General features: G+C 63.9%; 18 protein-coding genes. 13 read left to right on the forward strand and 5 right to left on the reverse strand.

All coding sequences use genetic code 11. From position 1 onward, the window contains the following. Positions 1 to 65: 65 nt before the first annotated feature. Both ACIQT2_RS12580 and ACIQT2_RS12585 read right to left on the reverse strand, forming a co-directional pair. Positions 66 to 1025: a 2-hydroxyacid dehydrogenase gene (locus ACIQT2_RS12580; protein WP_402946779.1), complete on the reverse strand. Its 960-nt coding sequence runs from the start codon at positions 1023 to 1025 to the stop codon at positions 66 to 68. Next, a complete protein-coding gene (locus ACIQT2_RS12585; protein WP_402946781.1) occupies positions 1022 to 2221 on the reverse strand; it encodes a pyridoxal phosphate-dependent aminotransferase in 1200 nt (399 codons plus the stop codon). The genes ACIQT2_RS12580 and ACIQT2_RS12585 overlap by 4 nt, the downstream gene beginning before the upstream one ends. A gap of 155 nt (positions 2222 to 2376) precedes the next feature. Between ACIQT2_RS12585 and ACIQT2_RS12590 the strand changes: the two genes are divergently transcribed. The 9 genes from ACIQT2_RS12590 (at position 2377) to ACIQT2_RS12630 (ending at position 9435) form a co-directional block, all read left to right on the forward strand. Beyond that, positions 2377 to 3006 (forward strand): DedA family protein, encoded by a 630-nt coding sequence (locus ACIQT2_RS12590; protein ID WP_402946783.1) that lies wholly within the window; start codon positions 2377 to 2379, stop codon positions 3004 to 3006. Between the two features lie 179 nt (positions 3007 to 3185). Further along, on the forward strand, positions 3186 to 3488 hold the full coding sequence (locus ACIQT2_RS12595) for an urease subunit gamma (protein ID WP_284977070.1): 303 nt from the start codon (positions 3186 to 3188) through the stop codon (positions 3486 to 3488). An 8-nt stretch (positions 3489 to 3496) separates the two neighbouring features. Further along, complete coding sequence (locus tag ACIQT2_RS12600) at positions 3497 to 3850, forward strand: urease subunit beta (RefSeq protein WP_402946785.1); 354 nt, start codon at positions 3497 to 3499, stop codon at positions 3848 to 3850. Next, the gene (ureC, locus tag ACIQT2_RS12605; RefSeq protein ID WP_402946787.1) at positions 3847 to 5577 is read left to right on the forward strand and encodes an urease subunit alpha; all 1731 of its coding nucleotides are present in this window, start codon (positions 3847 to 3849) and stop codon (positions 5575 to 5577) included. Before ACIQT2_RS12600 ends, ureC begins: the two co-directional genes overlap by 4 nt. Positions 5578 to 5584: 7 nt before the next feature. After that, positions 5585 to 6061: an urease accessory protein UreE gene (gene ureE, locus ACIQT2_RS12610; protein WP_402946789.1), complete on the forward strand. Its 477-nt coding sequence runs from the start codon at positions 5585 to 5587 to the stop codon at positions 6059 to 6061. Beyond that, entirely contained in the window at positions 6042 to 6722 is a 681-nt protein-coding gene (locus ACIQT2_RS12615; protein WP_402946791.1) for an urease accessory protein UreF, read from the forward strand. Before ureE ends, ACIQT2_RS12615 begins: the two co-directional genes overlap by 20 nt. A 13-nt stretch (positions 6723 to 6735) precedes the next feature. After that, the gene (gene ureG, locus ACIQT2_RS12620) at positions 6736 to 7353 is read left to right on the forward strand and encodes an urease accessory protein UreG (RefSeq protein ID WP_400335265.1); all 618 of its coding nucleotides are present in this window, start codon (positions 6736 to 6738) and stop codon (positions 7351 to 7353) included. A gap of 337 nt (positions 7354 to 7690) precedes the next feature. Next, positions 7691 to 8392 (forward strand): urease accessory protein UreD, encoded by a 702-nt coding sequence (locus tag ACIQT2_RS12625; RefSeq protein ID WP_402946794.1) that lies wholly within the window; start codon positions 7691 to 7693, stop codon positions 8390 to 8392. Further along, the gene (locus ACIQT2_RS12630) at positions 8392 to 9435 is read left to right on the forward strand and encodes a HoxN/HupN/NixA family nickel/cobalt transporter (protein ID WP_402946797.1); all 1044 of its coding nucleotides are present in this window, start codon (positions 8392 to 8394) and stop codon (positions 9433 to 9435) included. Before ACIQT2_RS12625 ends, ACIQT2_RS12630 begins: the two co-directional genes overlap by 1 nt. A 25-nt stretch (positions 9436 to 9460) precedes the next feature. On the opposite strand, the gene ACIQT2_RS12635 is transcribed toward ACIQT2_RS12630, so the two are convergent. After that, the gene (locus ACIQT2_RS12635) at positions 9461 to 10435 is read right to left on the reverse strand and encodes a serine hydrolase domain-containing protein (RefSeq protein ID WP_402946799.1); all 975 of its coding nucleotides are present in this window, start codon (positions 10433 to 10435) and stop codon (positions 9461 to 9463) included. A gap of 157 nt (positions 10436 to 10592) precedes the next feature. Here ACIQT2_RS12635 and ACIQT2_RS12640 point away from each other — a divergent pair, with 157 nt between their 5' ends. From ACIQT2_RS12640 to ACIQT2_RS12655, 4 genes are all read left to right on the forward strand, one after another. Then, on the forward strand, positions 10593 to 11084 hold the full coding sequence (locus ACIQT2_RS12640) for an RNA polymerase sigma factor (protein WP_402946802.1): 492 nt from the start codon (positions 10593 to 10595) through the stop codon (positions 11082 to 11084). 2 nt (positions 11085 to 11086) lie between these two features. Next, positions 11087 to 12106: a hypothetical protein gene (locus ACIQT2_RS12645; RefSeq protein ID WP_402946804.1), complete on the forward strand. Its 1020-nt coding sequence runs from the start codon at positions 11087 to 11089 to the stop codon at positions 12104 to 12106. Between the two features lie 205 nt (positions 12107 to 12311). Continuing rightward, complete coding sequence (locus tag ACIQT2_RS12650) at positions 12312 to 12509, forward strand: hypothetical protein (RefSeq protein ID WP_397325095.1); 198 nt, start codon at positions 12312 to 12314, stop codon at positions 12507 to 12509. Next, a complete protein-coding gene (locus tag ACIQT2_RS12655; RefSeq protein ID WP_400335275.1) occupies positions 12506 to 12736 on the forward strand; it encodes a hypothetical protein in 231 nt (76 codons plus the stop codon). Before ACIQT2_RS12650 ends, ACIQT2_RS12655 begins: the two co-directional genes overlap by 4 nt. 68 nt (positions 12737 to 12804) lie before the next feature. Here ACIQT2_RS12655 and ACIQT2_RS12660 read toward each other — a convergent pair whose 3' ends face one another. Both ACIQT2_RS12660 and ACIQT2_RS12665 read right to left on the reverse strand, forming a co-directional pair. Next, the gene (locus ACIQT2_RS12660; protein WP_402946807.1) at positions 12805 to 13836 is read right to left on the reverse strand and encodes a lactonase family protein; all 1032 of its coding nucleotides are present in this window, start codon (positions 13834 to 13836) and stop codon (positions 12805 to 12807) included. A 9-nt stretch (positions 13837 to 13845) separates the two neighbouring features. Beyond that, the gene (locus ACIQT2_RS12665; RefSeq protein ID WP_402946810.1) at positions 13846 to 14676 is read right to left on the reverse strand and encodes an aldo/keto reductase; all 831 of its coding nucleotides are present in this window, start codon (positions 14674 to 14676) and stop codon (positions 13846 to 13848) included. Between the last annotated feature and the right edge of the window lie 28 nt (positions 14677 to 14704).

Genomic DNA, 14704 nt, shown 5'->3' on the forward strand with positions numbered 1-14704 from the left:
CCAGTTGGCCAATAACAAAAGCGGCGAGTGGGCATTGCCCTCCCGCCGCTTTGTTGTTGTGTCGGTTAGTTGATGGGTGTGGGTGGTTGTTCGCCGCCGAGGATGGCGAGGGTGTTGGTGGCTGCGAGGACGGCCATGGCGGTGCGGGTTTCGACGGTGGCGGAGCCCAGGTGCGGGACGAGGGCTACGTTTTCGAGCTCAAGGAGCCAGGGGTGGACTTTGGGTTCTTGTTCGAAGACGTCCAGTCCGGCGCCGGCGATCTGGCCTTCGCGCAGGGCGAGGGCGAGGGCTGCTTCGTCGATGATGGGTCCGCGTGCGGTGTTGACCAGGTACGCGGTGTCCTTCATGGCGGCGAGTTGTTCGGCGCCGATGAGGTGGTGGGTGGTCGGTCCGTACGGGCAGTGCAGGGAAACGACGTCGGAGATCGCCAGGAGCTCGTCGAGTTCGACGCGGCGGGCGCCGAGTTCGGCGGCGATGGTGGGGTCGATTTCGCTGCGGGATTGGTAGACGATTTCCATGCCGAAGGCCTTGGCGCGGCGCGCGGTGGCGATACCGATGCCGCCCATGCCCACGACGCCCAGGGTTTTGCCTTGCAGGCTGGAGCCGAGCAGGAAGAACATGCCCCACTTCCAGGGCTGGCCGGCGCGGATGAGCCGTTCGCCTTCGCCGAGCCGGCGGGTGGCCATGAGGATGAGTCCGAACGCGATGTCGGCGGTGGCTTCGGTGAGCACGCCGGGGGTGTTGGTGGCGGTGATCCCGCGTTCGGTGCAGGCCGGGACGTCGATGTTGTCGTAGCCCACGGCGACGTTGGAGACGACCTTCAGCTGGGGCCCGGCGGCGTCGAGCAGTTCGGCGTCGACGCGTTCGGTGAGGAGGCTGACGATGGCGTCGGCTCCGGCGACGCGGCGGAGGAGTTCTTCGCGGCTGATGGACCCTTCACCTTCCCAGGCGAGGACGTCGTGGTTGGCGCGGAGGTTTTCGAGGGCGGCTTCGGGGATGCGTCCCGTGACGACGACGCGGCTCATGCGCTTGCGATCCATTCACGCAGGCGGCCCAGGCCCTCTTGGATGGCGGGGACTTCAATGCCGGAGTAGGCCAGGCGGATGTATTGGCGGTCTTCGCCGGGCAGGCGCCGGCCGAAGTGCTCGCGGGTGCAGAAGGACACGCCGGTCTTGTAGAGGGCGTCGGAGGCAAAATCGCCCACGGCCGTGTAGCCCAGGCGGGCCATGGCTTCGGTGACGTCAGGGAACAGGTAGAACGTGGACTGCGGAACGGCCACGCTCATGCCGGGGATGGTGTTGACGATCTCGCAGGCAGCGTCGCGGCGTCCTTTGAGGATGTCCAGCATGTCCTGGACGGGTTCCTGGGGTCCGCGGAGCGCTTCGATGCCTGCCCACTGGACGTAGTGGGTGGTGCAGGATTCGTCGTTGGTGTTCAACGTGGACAGGACCTGGGCGATCTCCTTGGGGGCCACGGCGCAGCCCAGCCGGGAGCCGGTCATCGCGAACTTCTTGGAGAACGTGTAGAGGATCACGGTGCGCTCGGCCATGCCCGGGATGGAGGTGATGGAGGAGGAGACGCCCTCGTACCGGGTCTCGAAGTAGGCCTCGTCGGAGAGGACCCAGAGGTCGTGCTCGATCGCGATCTGGGCGATCGCTTCGCGTTCGGCGGCGGTGGATTCGGCCGAGATGGGGTTCTGCAGGTCGTTGTAGATGATCGCGGTGGTGTTCGGGGTGATCGAGGCGCGGACCTGGTCCAGGTCGATCGCGAAGCCCTTGGACGTGGGCACGTAGCGGTAGGGCACGGCCGTGCCGCCTAGGTATTCGATCTGGGATTCGTAGATGGGGAAGCCGGGATTGGGGTAGAGGACTTCCTCGCCGGGGTTCATCACGGCCTGCAGGAACTTGGTGATCACGGGCTTGCCGCCGGTCATGACCACCACGTTCTCGGGGGAGAATTCGATGCCACGGCGGGATCCGATGTCCTCGGCCAGTGCTTCGCGCAGCTGCGGGATGCCCGGGCCCGGGCAGTAGCCCGTGTACCCATCGGCGATGGCCTTGTTCATCGCTTCAATGATGTGCGGGGCCGTGGGGATGTTGATATCGCCAAGGTGGAAGGGGTAGACGAGGTTGCCCTTCGCCTTCCAGGCAGCGGCGGCCTGCGCGACGCTGAAAGCAGTTTCGGTGCCCAGGCGTTCGAGCCGGTGTGCGAGTTTCTGCATGTGCTGTTTAACTCCTCATCGAGCTGGTCACGCTCGTAGCGTGAAATACGCAATTAGTATATTAGTGATGTATTAGGCTGTCTATGGGTTGCCGGAGAATTTACTGCTGCCTTCCGCCCTCCCTACGCGAATAGTTTTCTGCCACACTCAGAGCCATGCAGTCGCTGCTTGAGGGGCTCCTCCACGCCAGTCCCCTGGTGGTGGCCTGCGTAGTTTTCGCATTGGTCTTCGCCGAGGATGCGCTCTTCATCGGCTTCGTCATCCCCGGGGAAACCGCCGCGGTCATCGGCGGAGTCTTCGCCAGCCAAGGTGACCTGCCGCTGTGGGTCATGATCCTGGTGGTGGTATCTGCCGCCATCCTCGGTGACACCGTGGGATACGAAATCGGGAAACACCTGGGACCGCGGATCATGCGGATGAAGATTCTGGACAAGCGGCGTGCCCGACTGCAAAAAGCAGAGGACTTCCTCGCCCGGCGGGGCGGCCTGGCCGTCTTCCTTGGACGCTTCACGGCGTTTTTCCGTGCCGTCATGCCCGCTCTCGCCGGCTTGAGCCAAATGCCCTACCGGCGTTTCGCCACGTGGAACTTTACCGGCGGCATTGTTTGGGGCAGCCTGTTCGTCACCATCGGCTTCCTTGCGGGGAGTTCCTACGAGGAAGTTGCCCGCACCTTCGGCCGTGGCGCCGCGCTGGTAGTCGCGGGCATCGCCGTCGTACTTCTCGTGATCTGGCAGGTGCGGAAGCACCGGGCCGAGGGGAAATCGAAGGCCGGTCCGCAGGACTAGGAAACGCGGACGAAACTTTGCAAGTCATACGCTGGTCGCAATTCGTTGGCGGGGATCTCAAGTAGATATGTCAGACGTTTGGGGCTATAAGAGAAGTAGCGCCCGACGTCCTCGGCTGTTCCAGCCTCGAGTGATCAGACGTCCGTCTGCGCAGCACCAGGAAGTTTGAAGGAGAACCTATGCATCTTTTGCCGCGTGAGCAGGAAAAACTCATGATCGTTGTGGCGGCCGATCTCGCCCGGCGCAGGCAGGCCCGCGGGTTGAAGCTGAACTACCCCGAGGCAGTCGCGATCATCAGCTACGAACTCATTGAGGGTGCCCGCGATGGCAAGACCGTGGCCGAGCTCATGAGTTACGGAACCACATTGCTCCGCCGCGAGGACGTGATGGAAGGCGTCCCCGAGATGATCCACGACGTCCAGATCGAAGCCACTTTCCCCGACGGCACCAAGCTCGTGACCGTCCACGACCCCATCCGCTAGGAGCCCGCATGATCCCCGGAGAGTACCGGCTCCAAACCGGAGCCATCGTCTGCAACAGCGGCCGTGACGCGATCGCCGTCGAGATAGTGAACCGCGGCGACCGTCCCGTCCAGATCGGTTCGCACTACCACTTTGCTGAAGCGAACGGCGCCCTCGAATTCGACCGCGAGGCCGCCTATGGCCGCCGCCTCGACATCCCTGCCGGCACCGCAGCACGCTTCGAACCCGGCGACACCAAGACCGTCCACTTGATCAATCTGGCGGGTACGCGCGAAGTCTTCGGGCTGAGTAACGCAGTTAATGGAAAGCTCGACGGCGGCACGCGCCCGGGTGCGCCCGTCACCGAAGGAGACGCTGAATGAGCTTCGAAATTTCACGCAAGCAATACTCCGAGCTTTACGGCCCCACCACCGGCGATGCCATCCGCTTGGCGGACACGGAGCTGTTCCTCGAGATCGAGAAGGATTACACAGCGTACGGCGAGGAAGTGGTGTTCGGCGGCGGCAAGGTGATCCGCGACGGCATGGGCCAGAACGGGCAGTTGACCCGCGCGGAGGACATTCCGGATACCGTCATCACCAACGTGATCGTGTTGGACTACACCGGTATCTACAAGGCCGATGTTGCCCTCAAGGATGGCCACATCTTCAAGATCGGCAAGGCCGGCAACCCGCAGATCACCGACGGCGTGGACATCGTGATCGGTGCCAGTACCGAGATCATCGCCGGGGAACGGAAGATCCTCACCGCCGGCGGCATCGATACCCACATCCACTACATCTCCCCGGAGCAGGTCCCCACCGCGCTCTGCAACGGCGTGACCACCATGGTCGGTGGCGGGACCGGGCCCGCCGAGGGCAGCAAGGCCACCACCATCACCCCCGGCCCCTGGCACATCTCCCGGATGCTGCAGGCCGTTGAAGGACTGCCCATCAATATCGGCATCTTCGGGAAGGGTCACGCGTCCGCCGTCGAGCCCCTCGCAGAGCAGATCCGCGCGGGTGCCGTCGGCCTCAAAGTCCATGAGGACTGGGGTGCCACCACCTCGTCCATCGACATGTCCCTGCGCGTGGCCGACGAATACGACATCCAGGTGGCCATCCACACGGACACCCTGAACGAGTGCGGCTTCGTGGAAGACACCATTGCTGCGATTGACGGACGGGTCATCCACACCTTCCACACCGAAGGTGCCGGCGGCGGCCACGCCCCGGACATCATCAAGATCGCCGGGCTGCCCAACGTCCTTCCGGCTTCCACCAATCCCACGCTGCCGTACACGAAGAACACCATCGAAGAGCACCTGGACATGCTCATGGTCTGCCACCACCTCAACCCGGACATTCCCGAGGACGTGGCGTTCGCGGACTCCCGCATCCGGGCCGAAACCATCGCCGCCGAAGATGTGCTCCACGATCTTGGCGTCTTCGCGATCACCTCCTCCGACTCCCAGGCCATGGGCCGCGTGGGCGAAGTGGTCACGCGGACTTGGCAAGTGGCCGACGCGATGAAGCGCCAAAGGGGAGTCCTCAACGATCCCTCCGGTGAAGTGCACGGCTCGCCGGACAGCGACAACTTCCGCCTCAAGCGCTACGTGGCCAAATACACCATCAACCCGGCCATCGCGCAGGGCATGGCGGACAGTATCGGCTCAGTGGAACCCGGAAAGTTCGCGGACCTGGTGCTGTGGGATCCGGCGTTCTTCGGTGTGAAACCGGAAGTGGTGATCAAGGGCGGCCAGATCGCCTATGCCCTCATGGGCGATTCCAACGGTTCCATCCCTACACCCCAGCCACGCACTATGCGGCCCATGTTCGCCACGTACGGCAAGGCCCTCCAGCAATCGTCCATCACGTTCCTGTCCAAGGCTGCCATTGAGGCCGGGGTCCCCGGGGAACTTGGCCTGGAACGGGTCATCCGTCCTGTCAGCGGAATCCGCGACGTACGCAAAGCGGATTTGAAGCACAACGGCGAAACCCCGGACATCGTGGTGGATCCCGAAACCTACAAGGTCACCGTGGACGGCGTCGAAGCGACCTGCGAACCCTCCGATGTGCTGCCCATGGCGCAGCGCTACTTCCTCTTCTAGGACAACCATGATCATCGAAAAAATCCTGGGCAACCTCCACGAGCTGCCCCACAACACCTACGCGGGACACCACAAGGAAAAAGTGGTGCTCCCCAGCGCGCTGCTGGTCAAGCGCATCCAACGCGTTACCACGGACCACGGCAAGGAACTCGGCATCCGCCTCCCTTCCGGAACCGGCGACCTTCGCGACGGAGACATCCTCGCCATCGAAGAGGCCAACCTGATTGTCATCTCCGTGCTGCCCAGCGACGTGCTGGTGATCGCGCCCCGCACCATCCACGAAATGGGCGTCGTGGCACACTCCCTGGGAAACCGGCATTTGCAGGCACAGTTCTTTGAGGCGTCCTCCGAATACGGCGCCGAAGTCATGGTGTGCCAGTACGACCACACGGTCGAGGACTATCTCAAGCATGTTGGCGTTCCCTATGACAGGCAGGAGCGGGTGATGCCGGTGCCATTCCGCCATGCAGAACACACGCACTGATTACCAGCTGGCGCTCCAGCAACTGACCGACTCGGCGTTGCCCACGGGGGCGTTCGCCCATTCCCTCGGATTCGAAACGTACATCGACCGCGAACTCGTGGCGGACGAGGCCTCCTTCGGACGCTGGCTGGGTGCTTTCGTGGCACAACAGCTCACGTACTCGGAAGGCCTGGCAATCAGGTTCTGCTATGAAGGCGTTGATCTGGCGGAGCTGGACCAGCTCCTGAGCGGAACCCTCTTGGCGCGCGAGGTCCGCGAGGCCTCCTGCAAAATGGGTGGCCGTTTGCTCGAGATCGGGCGCGAGGTGTTCCCCTCTCCCGAACTCGACACCTACCGCACCTTGGTGAGTGGAGGCCGTGCCGCCGGTCATCAGCCGCTGGCGTTCGCCGTCGTCGCGCGTTCGCTCGGGGTGCCGCTCGGCGAGGCATTGGCCGCGTACTTCTTCGCGACCGTCACCTCCCTCACGCAAAACGCGGTACGCGCCATTCCGCTCGGCCAGAACGCCGGGCAGCGGGTGCTGCGGAACGCGCACGACGCCGTTGCTGCCGCCGTCGAGGTTGTCCCGCACCTCAGCTGGGACGACTTCGGGGCAGTGAGCCCCGGACTGGAAATTTCACAAATGCGGCACGAGCGGCAACGCGCCCGCATGTTCATGAGCTAACCAAGGAGGACACATGACTGAGCCCATCATCATCGGCATCGGCGGACCCGTCGGAGCGGGAAAGACCCAACTCGTGGAGCGCATCACCCGCCACATGAGCGGCGACATCTCCATGGCCGCCATCACCAACGACATCTACACGATCGAGGACGCCAAAATCCTCGCCGCCAACGGAATCCTGCCCGAGGACCGGATCATCGGCGTCGAAACCGGTGGCTGCCCGCATACGGCTATCCGTGAAGACACGTCCATGAACACCGCCGCGATCGAGCAGCTCAAACAGCGGCATCCGGACCTGCAGGTGATCTTCGTCGAATCCGGCGGCGACAACCTCTCCGCCACGTTCAGCCCCGAACTGGTGGACTTCTCGATCTACATCATCGACGTAGCGCAGGGCGAGAAAATCCCCCGCAAGGCCGGGCAGGGGATGATCAAGTCCGATCTGTTCATCATCAACAAGACGGACCTGGCCCCGCATGTTGGAGCGGACCTGTCCATCATGGAACGGGACTCTAAGGAATTCCGCGGCAACAAGCCGTTCTGCTTTACGAACCTGAAGACGGATGAGGGGCTGGAGGAGGTCCTGGGCTGGATCAAGCGGGACGTCCTCATGCTCGACTTGGCACAGTGAGGGTGCTGGGGACGGCGGCTTCGCCGGATTTTGGGCCGTGCCCGCTTCGCGATGCCCGCCACGCCGCGGCCCAAAAATCCGGCTCAGCCGCCTTTGCGACCAGGTCACGGTGCGAGGGTCGCGCGTGAACGCGCCGTCCCAGACCTCGACCGCCTCTTTGGGGAACGTAGAGCCTCGCGCGAGGTTGGCTGCTGTGGGTCGGCCTGTGCGGGGGCGGTTGGAGCTTGGCGTCAGTGTGCGGGGTGGGCGGTCCGTGGCTTCGCGGCAGTTCCATGAGGGGGCTTTGCGGGTTTTGCGGCCGCATTACTTGGACCAGAGTGGCCAGGTTTGCTATGTCATGGTCAATCCTGGCGGGGCCTATTTGGGGGCGGATCTGTTCCTGATCGATGTGGAGGTGGAGGCCGGGGCTGACCTGCTCCTCACTACGCAGTCGGCTACCAAGATCTATCGGACTCCGGGCTCGTTTGCCGAGCAGCGCATGGGCTTGCGGCTGGGGGAGGGCGCTCGGCTGGAGCTGGTTCCGGACCAGCTCATTGCGTACCGGGAGGCCAGCTACAGGCAGGTTTCGCACATCAGCCTCCACCCGACGTCGAGCCTTGTCATGGCCGAAGTCATCACGCCGGGCTGGTCGCCCGACGGCGCCGATTTCAAGTACGAGGAATTGCGGCTCCGGAACGAGATCCGGGTCGAAACCCCGGACGGCGCCAAGCTGCTTGCCCTCGACAACCTCCTGGTCCGTCCTCCACTAAGTGACGTGACGGGCATGGGGTTCATGGAGGGCTTCAGCCACCTGGGATCCCTGATCGTGGTGGACCCGCGGGTGGACCAGGAGTTGGCCGACCAACTGGACCGGATAATCCGTGACTACAACACACATTCGGGTGTTTCATTGACCATCAGCGTCGGCGGGACCACCGGCCTGATATTGCGCGCGTTGTCGAACAGCACCCAGGAACTCAACGAATTGCTGGGCGCCTGCACAGGCCTTCTGCGGAAGCGCTGGTTTGGGCAGGAGCCCTTGAACCTAAGGAAGTATTGATGACAACACTGACTGACTTCGCCGCCATGTACCGGGAGCGGGACACGCTGTCCTTGCGAACCCGGCTGCTTTTCACGTTCGGTGCCGTAACCGCTTTGCATGCTGCCGCCGTCGTGCTTCTGCTGGTGGGCTCGGCCGGAAGCGCGCAACCGCTGGCTCTTGGCCTGGTGGTCACCGCGTACGTGGCCGGCATCAAGCACAGCTACGACTGGGACCACATCGCCGCGATCGACAACTCCACCCGGAAGTTCGTGGCGCAACGCAAGGACCCGGTGAGTGTCGGTTTCGCTTTCAGCCTGGGCCACAGTTCCGTGGTGGTCCTGGCCGGTTTGCTGGTGGTGGCGGGTGCCACGATGATCGGGCAGTTCATGGAGGACGGAACCACCGGCAACAAGGTCCTGGGGCTGATCGGCAGTGGTGTGTCCGGCCTGTTCCTGCTGGTCATGGGGTTGTTCAACGGCTCGGCATTTATTCGCGCAACGCAGGTCTACCGCAACGTCCAGTCCGGGGGTGAGGTCCGCCCGGAGGATCTCGAAGCGAAAGGCTTCGTGGCCCGGCTCCTCGCCAAGCCGCTGTCCAAGGTGCAGCGGCCGCGGAACATCTACGTGATCGGTTTCCTGTTCGGCTTGGGATTCGATACCGCCACCACCATCGGGCTGCTGGTCATCACCACGACGGCGTCGCTCGCCGGAGTCTCGCCCCTCGCGTTGATGGCCCTCCCGCTGGCATTCACCGCGGCCATGACCCTGTGCGATTCCGCGAACGGCGTGGCCATGATGAGGATGTACACATCGGCCATCCACAACCCGCAGCGCAAACTGGGCTTCAACGCCGTGATCACGGGCATCTCTGCGGTTTCTGCCCTGTTCATCTCAGTGATCACGCTGGGCGGGTTCGTGAACGCCGCCTTTGACCTCGAAGATCCCCTGACCACGTGGCTCGGGGAGATCGACCTCGGCGACGCCGGACTGATCCTGGTGGCTTTGCTGCTGCTGGTGTGGGCTGTCTCCGCGTGGCGTGGGCGAGTGAAGCCCACTGCCTGACCCGCCTGCGGAGTACATGCGGCTATTACGCAGCCACTGCGTTCAACAGTTCGGTGGTGTCCACTCCAAGGTCCGGCGTGTCCAACACGTTCGTCAGGGATACGACGCAGCGGTCCTGTTCGGGCAGCATCCACCACTCGGTGCCGGACCATCCGGGATGTCCGTGGATCTCTCTCGCCGAGAGTTCGGATTCGTTGGCCGGCATTTGGAAGCCGAGGGCGGTGTGGCGCCGAGGGCTGGGCAGGACACTGATGAAGGGGACGTCCTTGGTCCGGGGCCGACGCATGGCCGCATAGGTCGCGGGCTGCACGGCTTTGCCGGAGTCCCGCAGGAGTTCGGTACCCAGGCTGAGCAAGTCTGCCGCTGTTCCGAAGAGCCCCGCGCCGGGGTGCCGGTTCTTGTGCATCGCCTCCACGTTCAGGCCGGGCGTGCTGTCCACGTGCACTGTGTGTGGATTGCGGTCGGCGTCAAAAGTCAGGCCGTGGGCGCCGGTGTCTGCTGCGAGGGCAAGGAGTTGCTGCTCGAACGGCAGCTCGCCGGCCCACTCGGCCATCGCCGCGGCACCTTCGAACGCGAGGTTGCAGTACTGGACCAACGAGCCCGCGTAGAAAGTCTGCCCCGCGTGGGTGAGCGCTTCGCGGAGGGGAGTGCCGCCGTCGATATCCGGATCCGTGATCCCGGAACGGTGGCTGAGCAGATGCTCCAAGGTGACTGTGTCCGTCCGGTCGGCACCGAAGCCGGGGACAGCCGCGAACAATGGCGTGCCAAGGGTCAGGCGCCCCAGCTCCACCTGCCGCATGACCGTCAAAGCTGTGATGGGTTTCGTCACGGAGAAGAGCGCGAAATGGTCATCCGTTGCGGCCTGGCGGCCGGCGTCGCTGCCGAAGGCCACGATGTCCTCGATGCCGTGCCTGGAAGCGATGCCGAGAACCCCCACCGGCACCCGGCCCCGGTCTACCTGCTTGCGTGCCCAGTCAACGGCCGGTCCTGTTGTCACCATGGGTTGAATCTATCTGGCCGTGGACAGATTTTGCTGGATCATCCGTCTGGCTCCCCCCAGTAAGCCGCGCAAATCCGGGCTTCCTTCGGGTGCGGTTGCGAATGATCCAGCAGAATCTTCGCGCAGACTGTAACCCGGGGGCGGCGGCCGGAAACTATTGGCGTTTATCGCCATTCATAAAGACAGCTACCCAGCCGTCTTCAGGTTTGTTGGCCGACGCGTCGAGTCGGTAGAGGTGGCAGAGGAAATCGCCGCCGATGTCTTTCGTGTGGTGTGGCAGAAATGGTCCGATGACAGCCGGCCAGAGCTTCCCTATTTGTTGAGCATCGCCCGCAACCTGGTAGGTAATGCCTACCGCAGCCGCGACCGCCAGCACGCACTCCAGGAAAAGTTGCGTACGACGGCGGTGCAGCGGTTCGGGGATGACTCCGGCAACGTGGCGGTCCAGGACGCGATGGCACGGCTGCGTGAGAAGGACCGCGACATCCTTCAATTGGCTTACTGGGACGGTTTGGGGTGCGCCGAAATCGCCCAGGTCCTCCAGTGCAGCGAATCGGCTGCAAAGGTCCGGCTGCACCGAGCCCGGACTGCTTTCCGGAAACAACTGCCTGCAGGTTCCGAGACGACTACAGAAAAGTTGGGGGTCTGACAATGGATCCGATCAAGAACCAGATTGCCGCAATCGACCCGTTCGATCCCGCCACGGAGCCAAACGGTGAAGAAGCCCTGCACAAGATGCTCTCCGGCTCCACGGTTTACAGCGACACGAACCCGCTGAAGAGCGTCCCGTCGCTGGAGGAACGCCGACTCCGCAAAGCGCGGATTGCCGGCGGCCTGCTGTTGGGGGCGGCCGCAGTCACGGCCGGTGTGTTGGTGGCCTCGAACTTCGGCCCGGCCAGCTCCATGCCTGCGCCGGCAGTGACCGTGGATACGCCCACTCCCACCGCTTCGGCAACGGCATCGGCCACACCCACACCATCCGCGACGCCTTCGGCAACCCCGACGGCGGCAAGCACCCAAGCGCCGACGCCCACCACATCCGCTGTGGCCACGGCTCCGGTCGTCCCGCCGGTGCAGGCTCCGACACTCAAAACGTTCACCTTCCCTGACGGGCATCTGTCCTTCACCTATCCGGCTGGTTGGACTGTAACGACGGAGCAGGGGCCATACCTTTCGGAGGAGGCCAAGGCTGCGTCCGTTGGAGCGACCATCTTCGACGAGTCGGGCGCCAAGGTGGCGATCATCAACAGCGGCATGTACGGAGATGGCACGGCAGGCAATGTGGACCGAACGGTGTACGACCGTGCCGTGGTTTCCGGTGTTAAAGCAACCACAGGGGAGCGAGTGGAGTTTGGATTCTTCTCGAACCAGTCGCAATACGTCCCTTACGACGGCCCGGCCTATGAGGGAATGCCTTCGCCGCGCACTGGACCTGTTGACGGGCCTCCGTACTACGCGATGGACGTGCGGGTTGCCTCCATGCTGGAACCCGGGCTCACAACATCCGGCACCAACCAGGTTCCGGTGGGGAACGGCATGATGAACGCGTACGTGTACTTCGACTTCGAAAAGCAGCCCACCTTCGCCACCCCCGCCGCAGCGAAGGCCTGGATGGGCACGCAGCAGTACGCGCAGCTCAAGGCGATGCTGCTCAGCCTGAGCTACAAGTAGAAGCGAAAAGAAGGCCCGCAGGACCCCGATGTGGGGACCTGCGGGCCTTTGGCGTTTTAAGCCCTCGATTGTGCTGGTCAAGTGCACGGAACTGTGCACAAACCTTATGCATTTGCCCATAACAAAGGGCGTCCAAGTTTCATAGGGTTGAGGAGATCTGCTTCACACCGCACCAAACCCCAGCTACCAAGGATGAGATTCAACGATGAAGAGCATCGCCCTCCTGCGCGAACGAGCCACCCGCGTCATGCCCACCGGTTCCCACTGCCCGGCGTCGGGCTTGTGGAGCCCGGATTCCGAGCCGGATGCCGTCCAGGTTTTCCCGGAGGGGCACGTCCTGCCGGCGCACAACGGGGTTGCCACGGTGTGGCGGCGCCGTTCAGCCGCCGATATTTCGGCATGAGCAGGAGCATCCTCAGCAGGCCGGAGGACTACCGGCACGTTCCCGCCACCGAATGGACCGGGCTGAAGTCCGGAGACCCGGTGTGGATCTACGACGTAGCCTGGGGCGCGGGAACAGGACGGGTAGACGACATTTCCCAGCACCAGGAACTCCTGTGGGTTGTCCTGGAGCCGGGTGGCCGCAAACTCCTCTGCGGCACCGACGATGTTGAGGTGTGGGCTGCCTAGGAATCACCGAGCTGGCATTTGGTGCCAATGTTTGAGCGGAGCATTGGCACTCAATGCCAGCTCGGCGTTTAAGGGACGGCTGGGATCAGCGCACTTGGCGAGCCGGTCTCCACGCGGCTGACAGGGCCGTCCGGCAGTCCAGTGCTCGGGTCGAGGCTGAAACTTACGACGTCGTTGGAGCCTTCGTGCGCCACGTACAGCCAGCCGTCGCGGACCAGGTGATGCCGTGGCCGGTCACCGCCGCTGGGCACATCGGCCACGGGTGCCAGGCCGCCGTCGCCGCCAACCTGCAGGACGCAGATCCGGTTGGAGCCGCGCACCCCCACATAGGCGAAGCGGCCGTCCGGTGAGATGGCAATCTCAGCCGCCGAGTCGCCGTCGTACGCTTTGTTCACGCTGGCGGGAATCACCTCGGCGAGCTCAAGGATTCCCTGGGGCCCCGGCCGGATCGCCGCCACCTCAACGGAGTATTCGGTGTCCACGAAAACCGTGCCGCTCGAGTGCCTGGCCATGTGCCGTGGGCCGGAGCCTTTGGGCAACACAACGTGGTGGTCGGAACTGAGCCCCTCGCCTGGCCGGTATGTCCAGACGCGGACCAGGTCATGCCCCAGATCGGTTGTGAGGATCCGGCCGTCGGGAAGCATCAGTGACGAATGTGCGCGGCTGGGCCGCGGCTCGTCCCCATCGGTGCGGTGGGGGTCGACGGCGGCCTCCGCACTGGCGCGGGAGGTGATGGCGCCGTCGTCGTCCAGTTCGTAAAGGATCACTTGCCCGTCACCCCAGCAGGTGACGACGATGAAGCGGCCCTGGGGATCCACGGCAACGTGGCACGCCGCCTCCCCGGCAGGCCAAGGTTCGCCGAACGGCTCCAGTTCAGCCACCCCGGTCCGCCGGAAGGCCCGCACCATCTTGCCCTCCTCGGCAACCGCGTAGACCACGGGCCGGCTGGGATGCACAGCCAGGAAGGATGGTGAATTGGCGGCAACGGCCAGGCCCAGGTGAGTGAGTCCGCCCTTGTCATCGGCCGTCAGCGCGCCGATTCCTTCGCCGTTGCCGTCGCGGTCGGCGGTGTAGCAACCGGTCCAAAGCACAGTGGTCATCAGCGGCGCTCAGTGTCCCTGGACGTCGGAGTCGACGCCCGCGTCCGGGCCGCCGTCGAGGGTTTGCAGGCCAGCAAGATCGTCCTGGTCCAGTTCGAAGCCGAAGACGTCCAGGTTCTCCTGCATGCGCTGCGGATTGGAGGTCTTCGGTATCGCCACCAAGCCTTGCTGCACATGCCAGCGGAGAACCACCTGGCCGGGCGACTTGCCGTGCTTTTCGCCGATTCTTGCCAGCACCGGGGCATTGAGCAGTTCGCTGCTGGCACCCAGTGGGCTGTAGGACTCCGTGACGATGCCGTGGCTCTGGTTGAAGTCGCGGGCCAAGGCACGGGGGATCGACGGGCTCACCTGGATCTGGTTGACCGCCGGGATGATGTCCGTCTCTGCGAAGAGCCGGTCCAAATGTGCAGGTTTGAAGTTGGAAACCCCAATGGAGCGGACCTTGCCCGAAGCCTGCAATTCCTCGAAGGTCTTCCACGTGGAGACGAACTCGTCGCGGCGCGGCAGCGGCCAGTGGATCAACAGCAAGTCCACGTAGTCCAGGCCCAGCCGCTTGAGGGAACCGTCCAGGCCCGCAACGGCCTTGCCGGAGCCCTGGAATTCACCGTCGAGCTTGGTGGTGATGAACAGTTCGTTCCGGTCCACCCCACTGTTCCGGATCCCATTGCCCACTCCGGTTTCGTTCCCGTATTTCACCGCGGTATCGATGTGCCGGTAGCCGCGGGAGACGGCCTCCACCACGGCCTCCGCAACCTGGGCATCGTTCAGCGGCCACGTGCCCAGGCCCAACTGGGGGATCTTGAAGCCATCGTTGAGTTCGATGAGCGGGGCAGCGGCCATGGGCGCGATCTCCTTTGCTGAAACGAAA

The sequence above is a fragment of the Paenarthrobacter sp. NPDC090522 genome (assembly GCF_044769225.1).
In the GTDB taxonomy this organism is placed as follows: domain Bacteria; phylum Actinomycetota; class Actinomycetes; order Actinomycetales; family Micrococcaceae; genus Arthrobacter.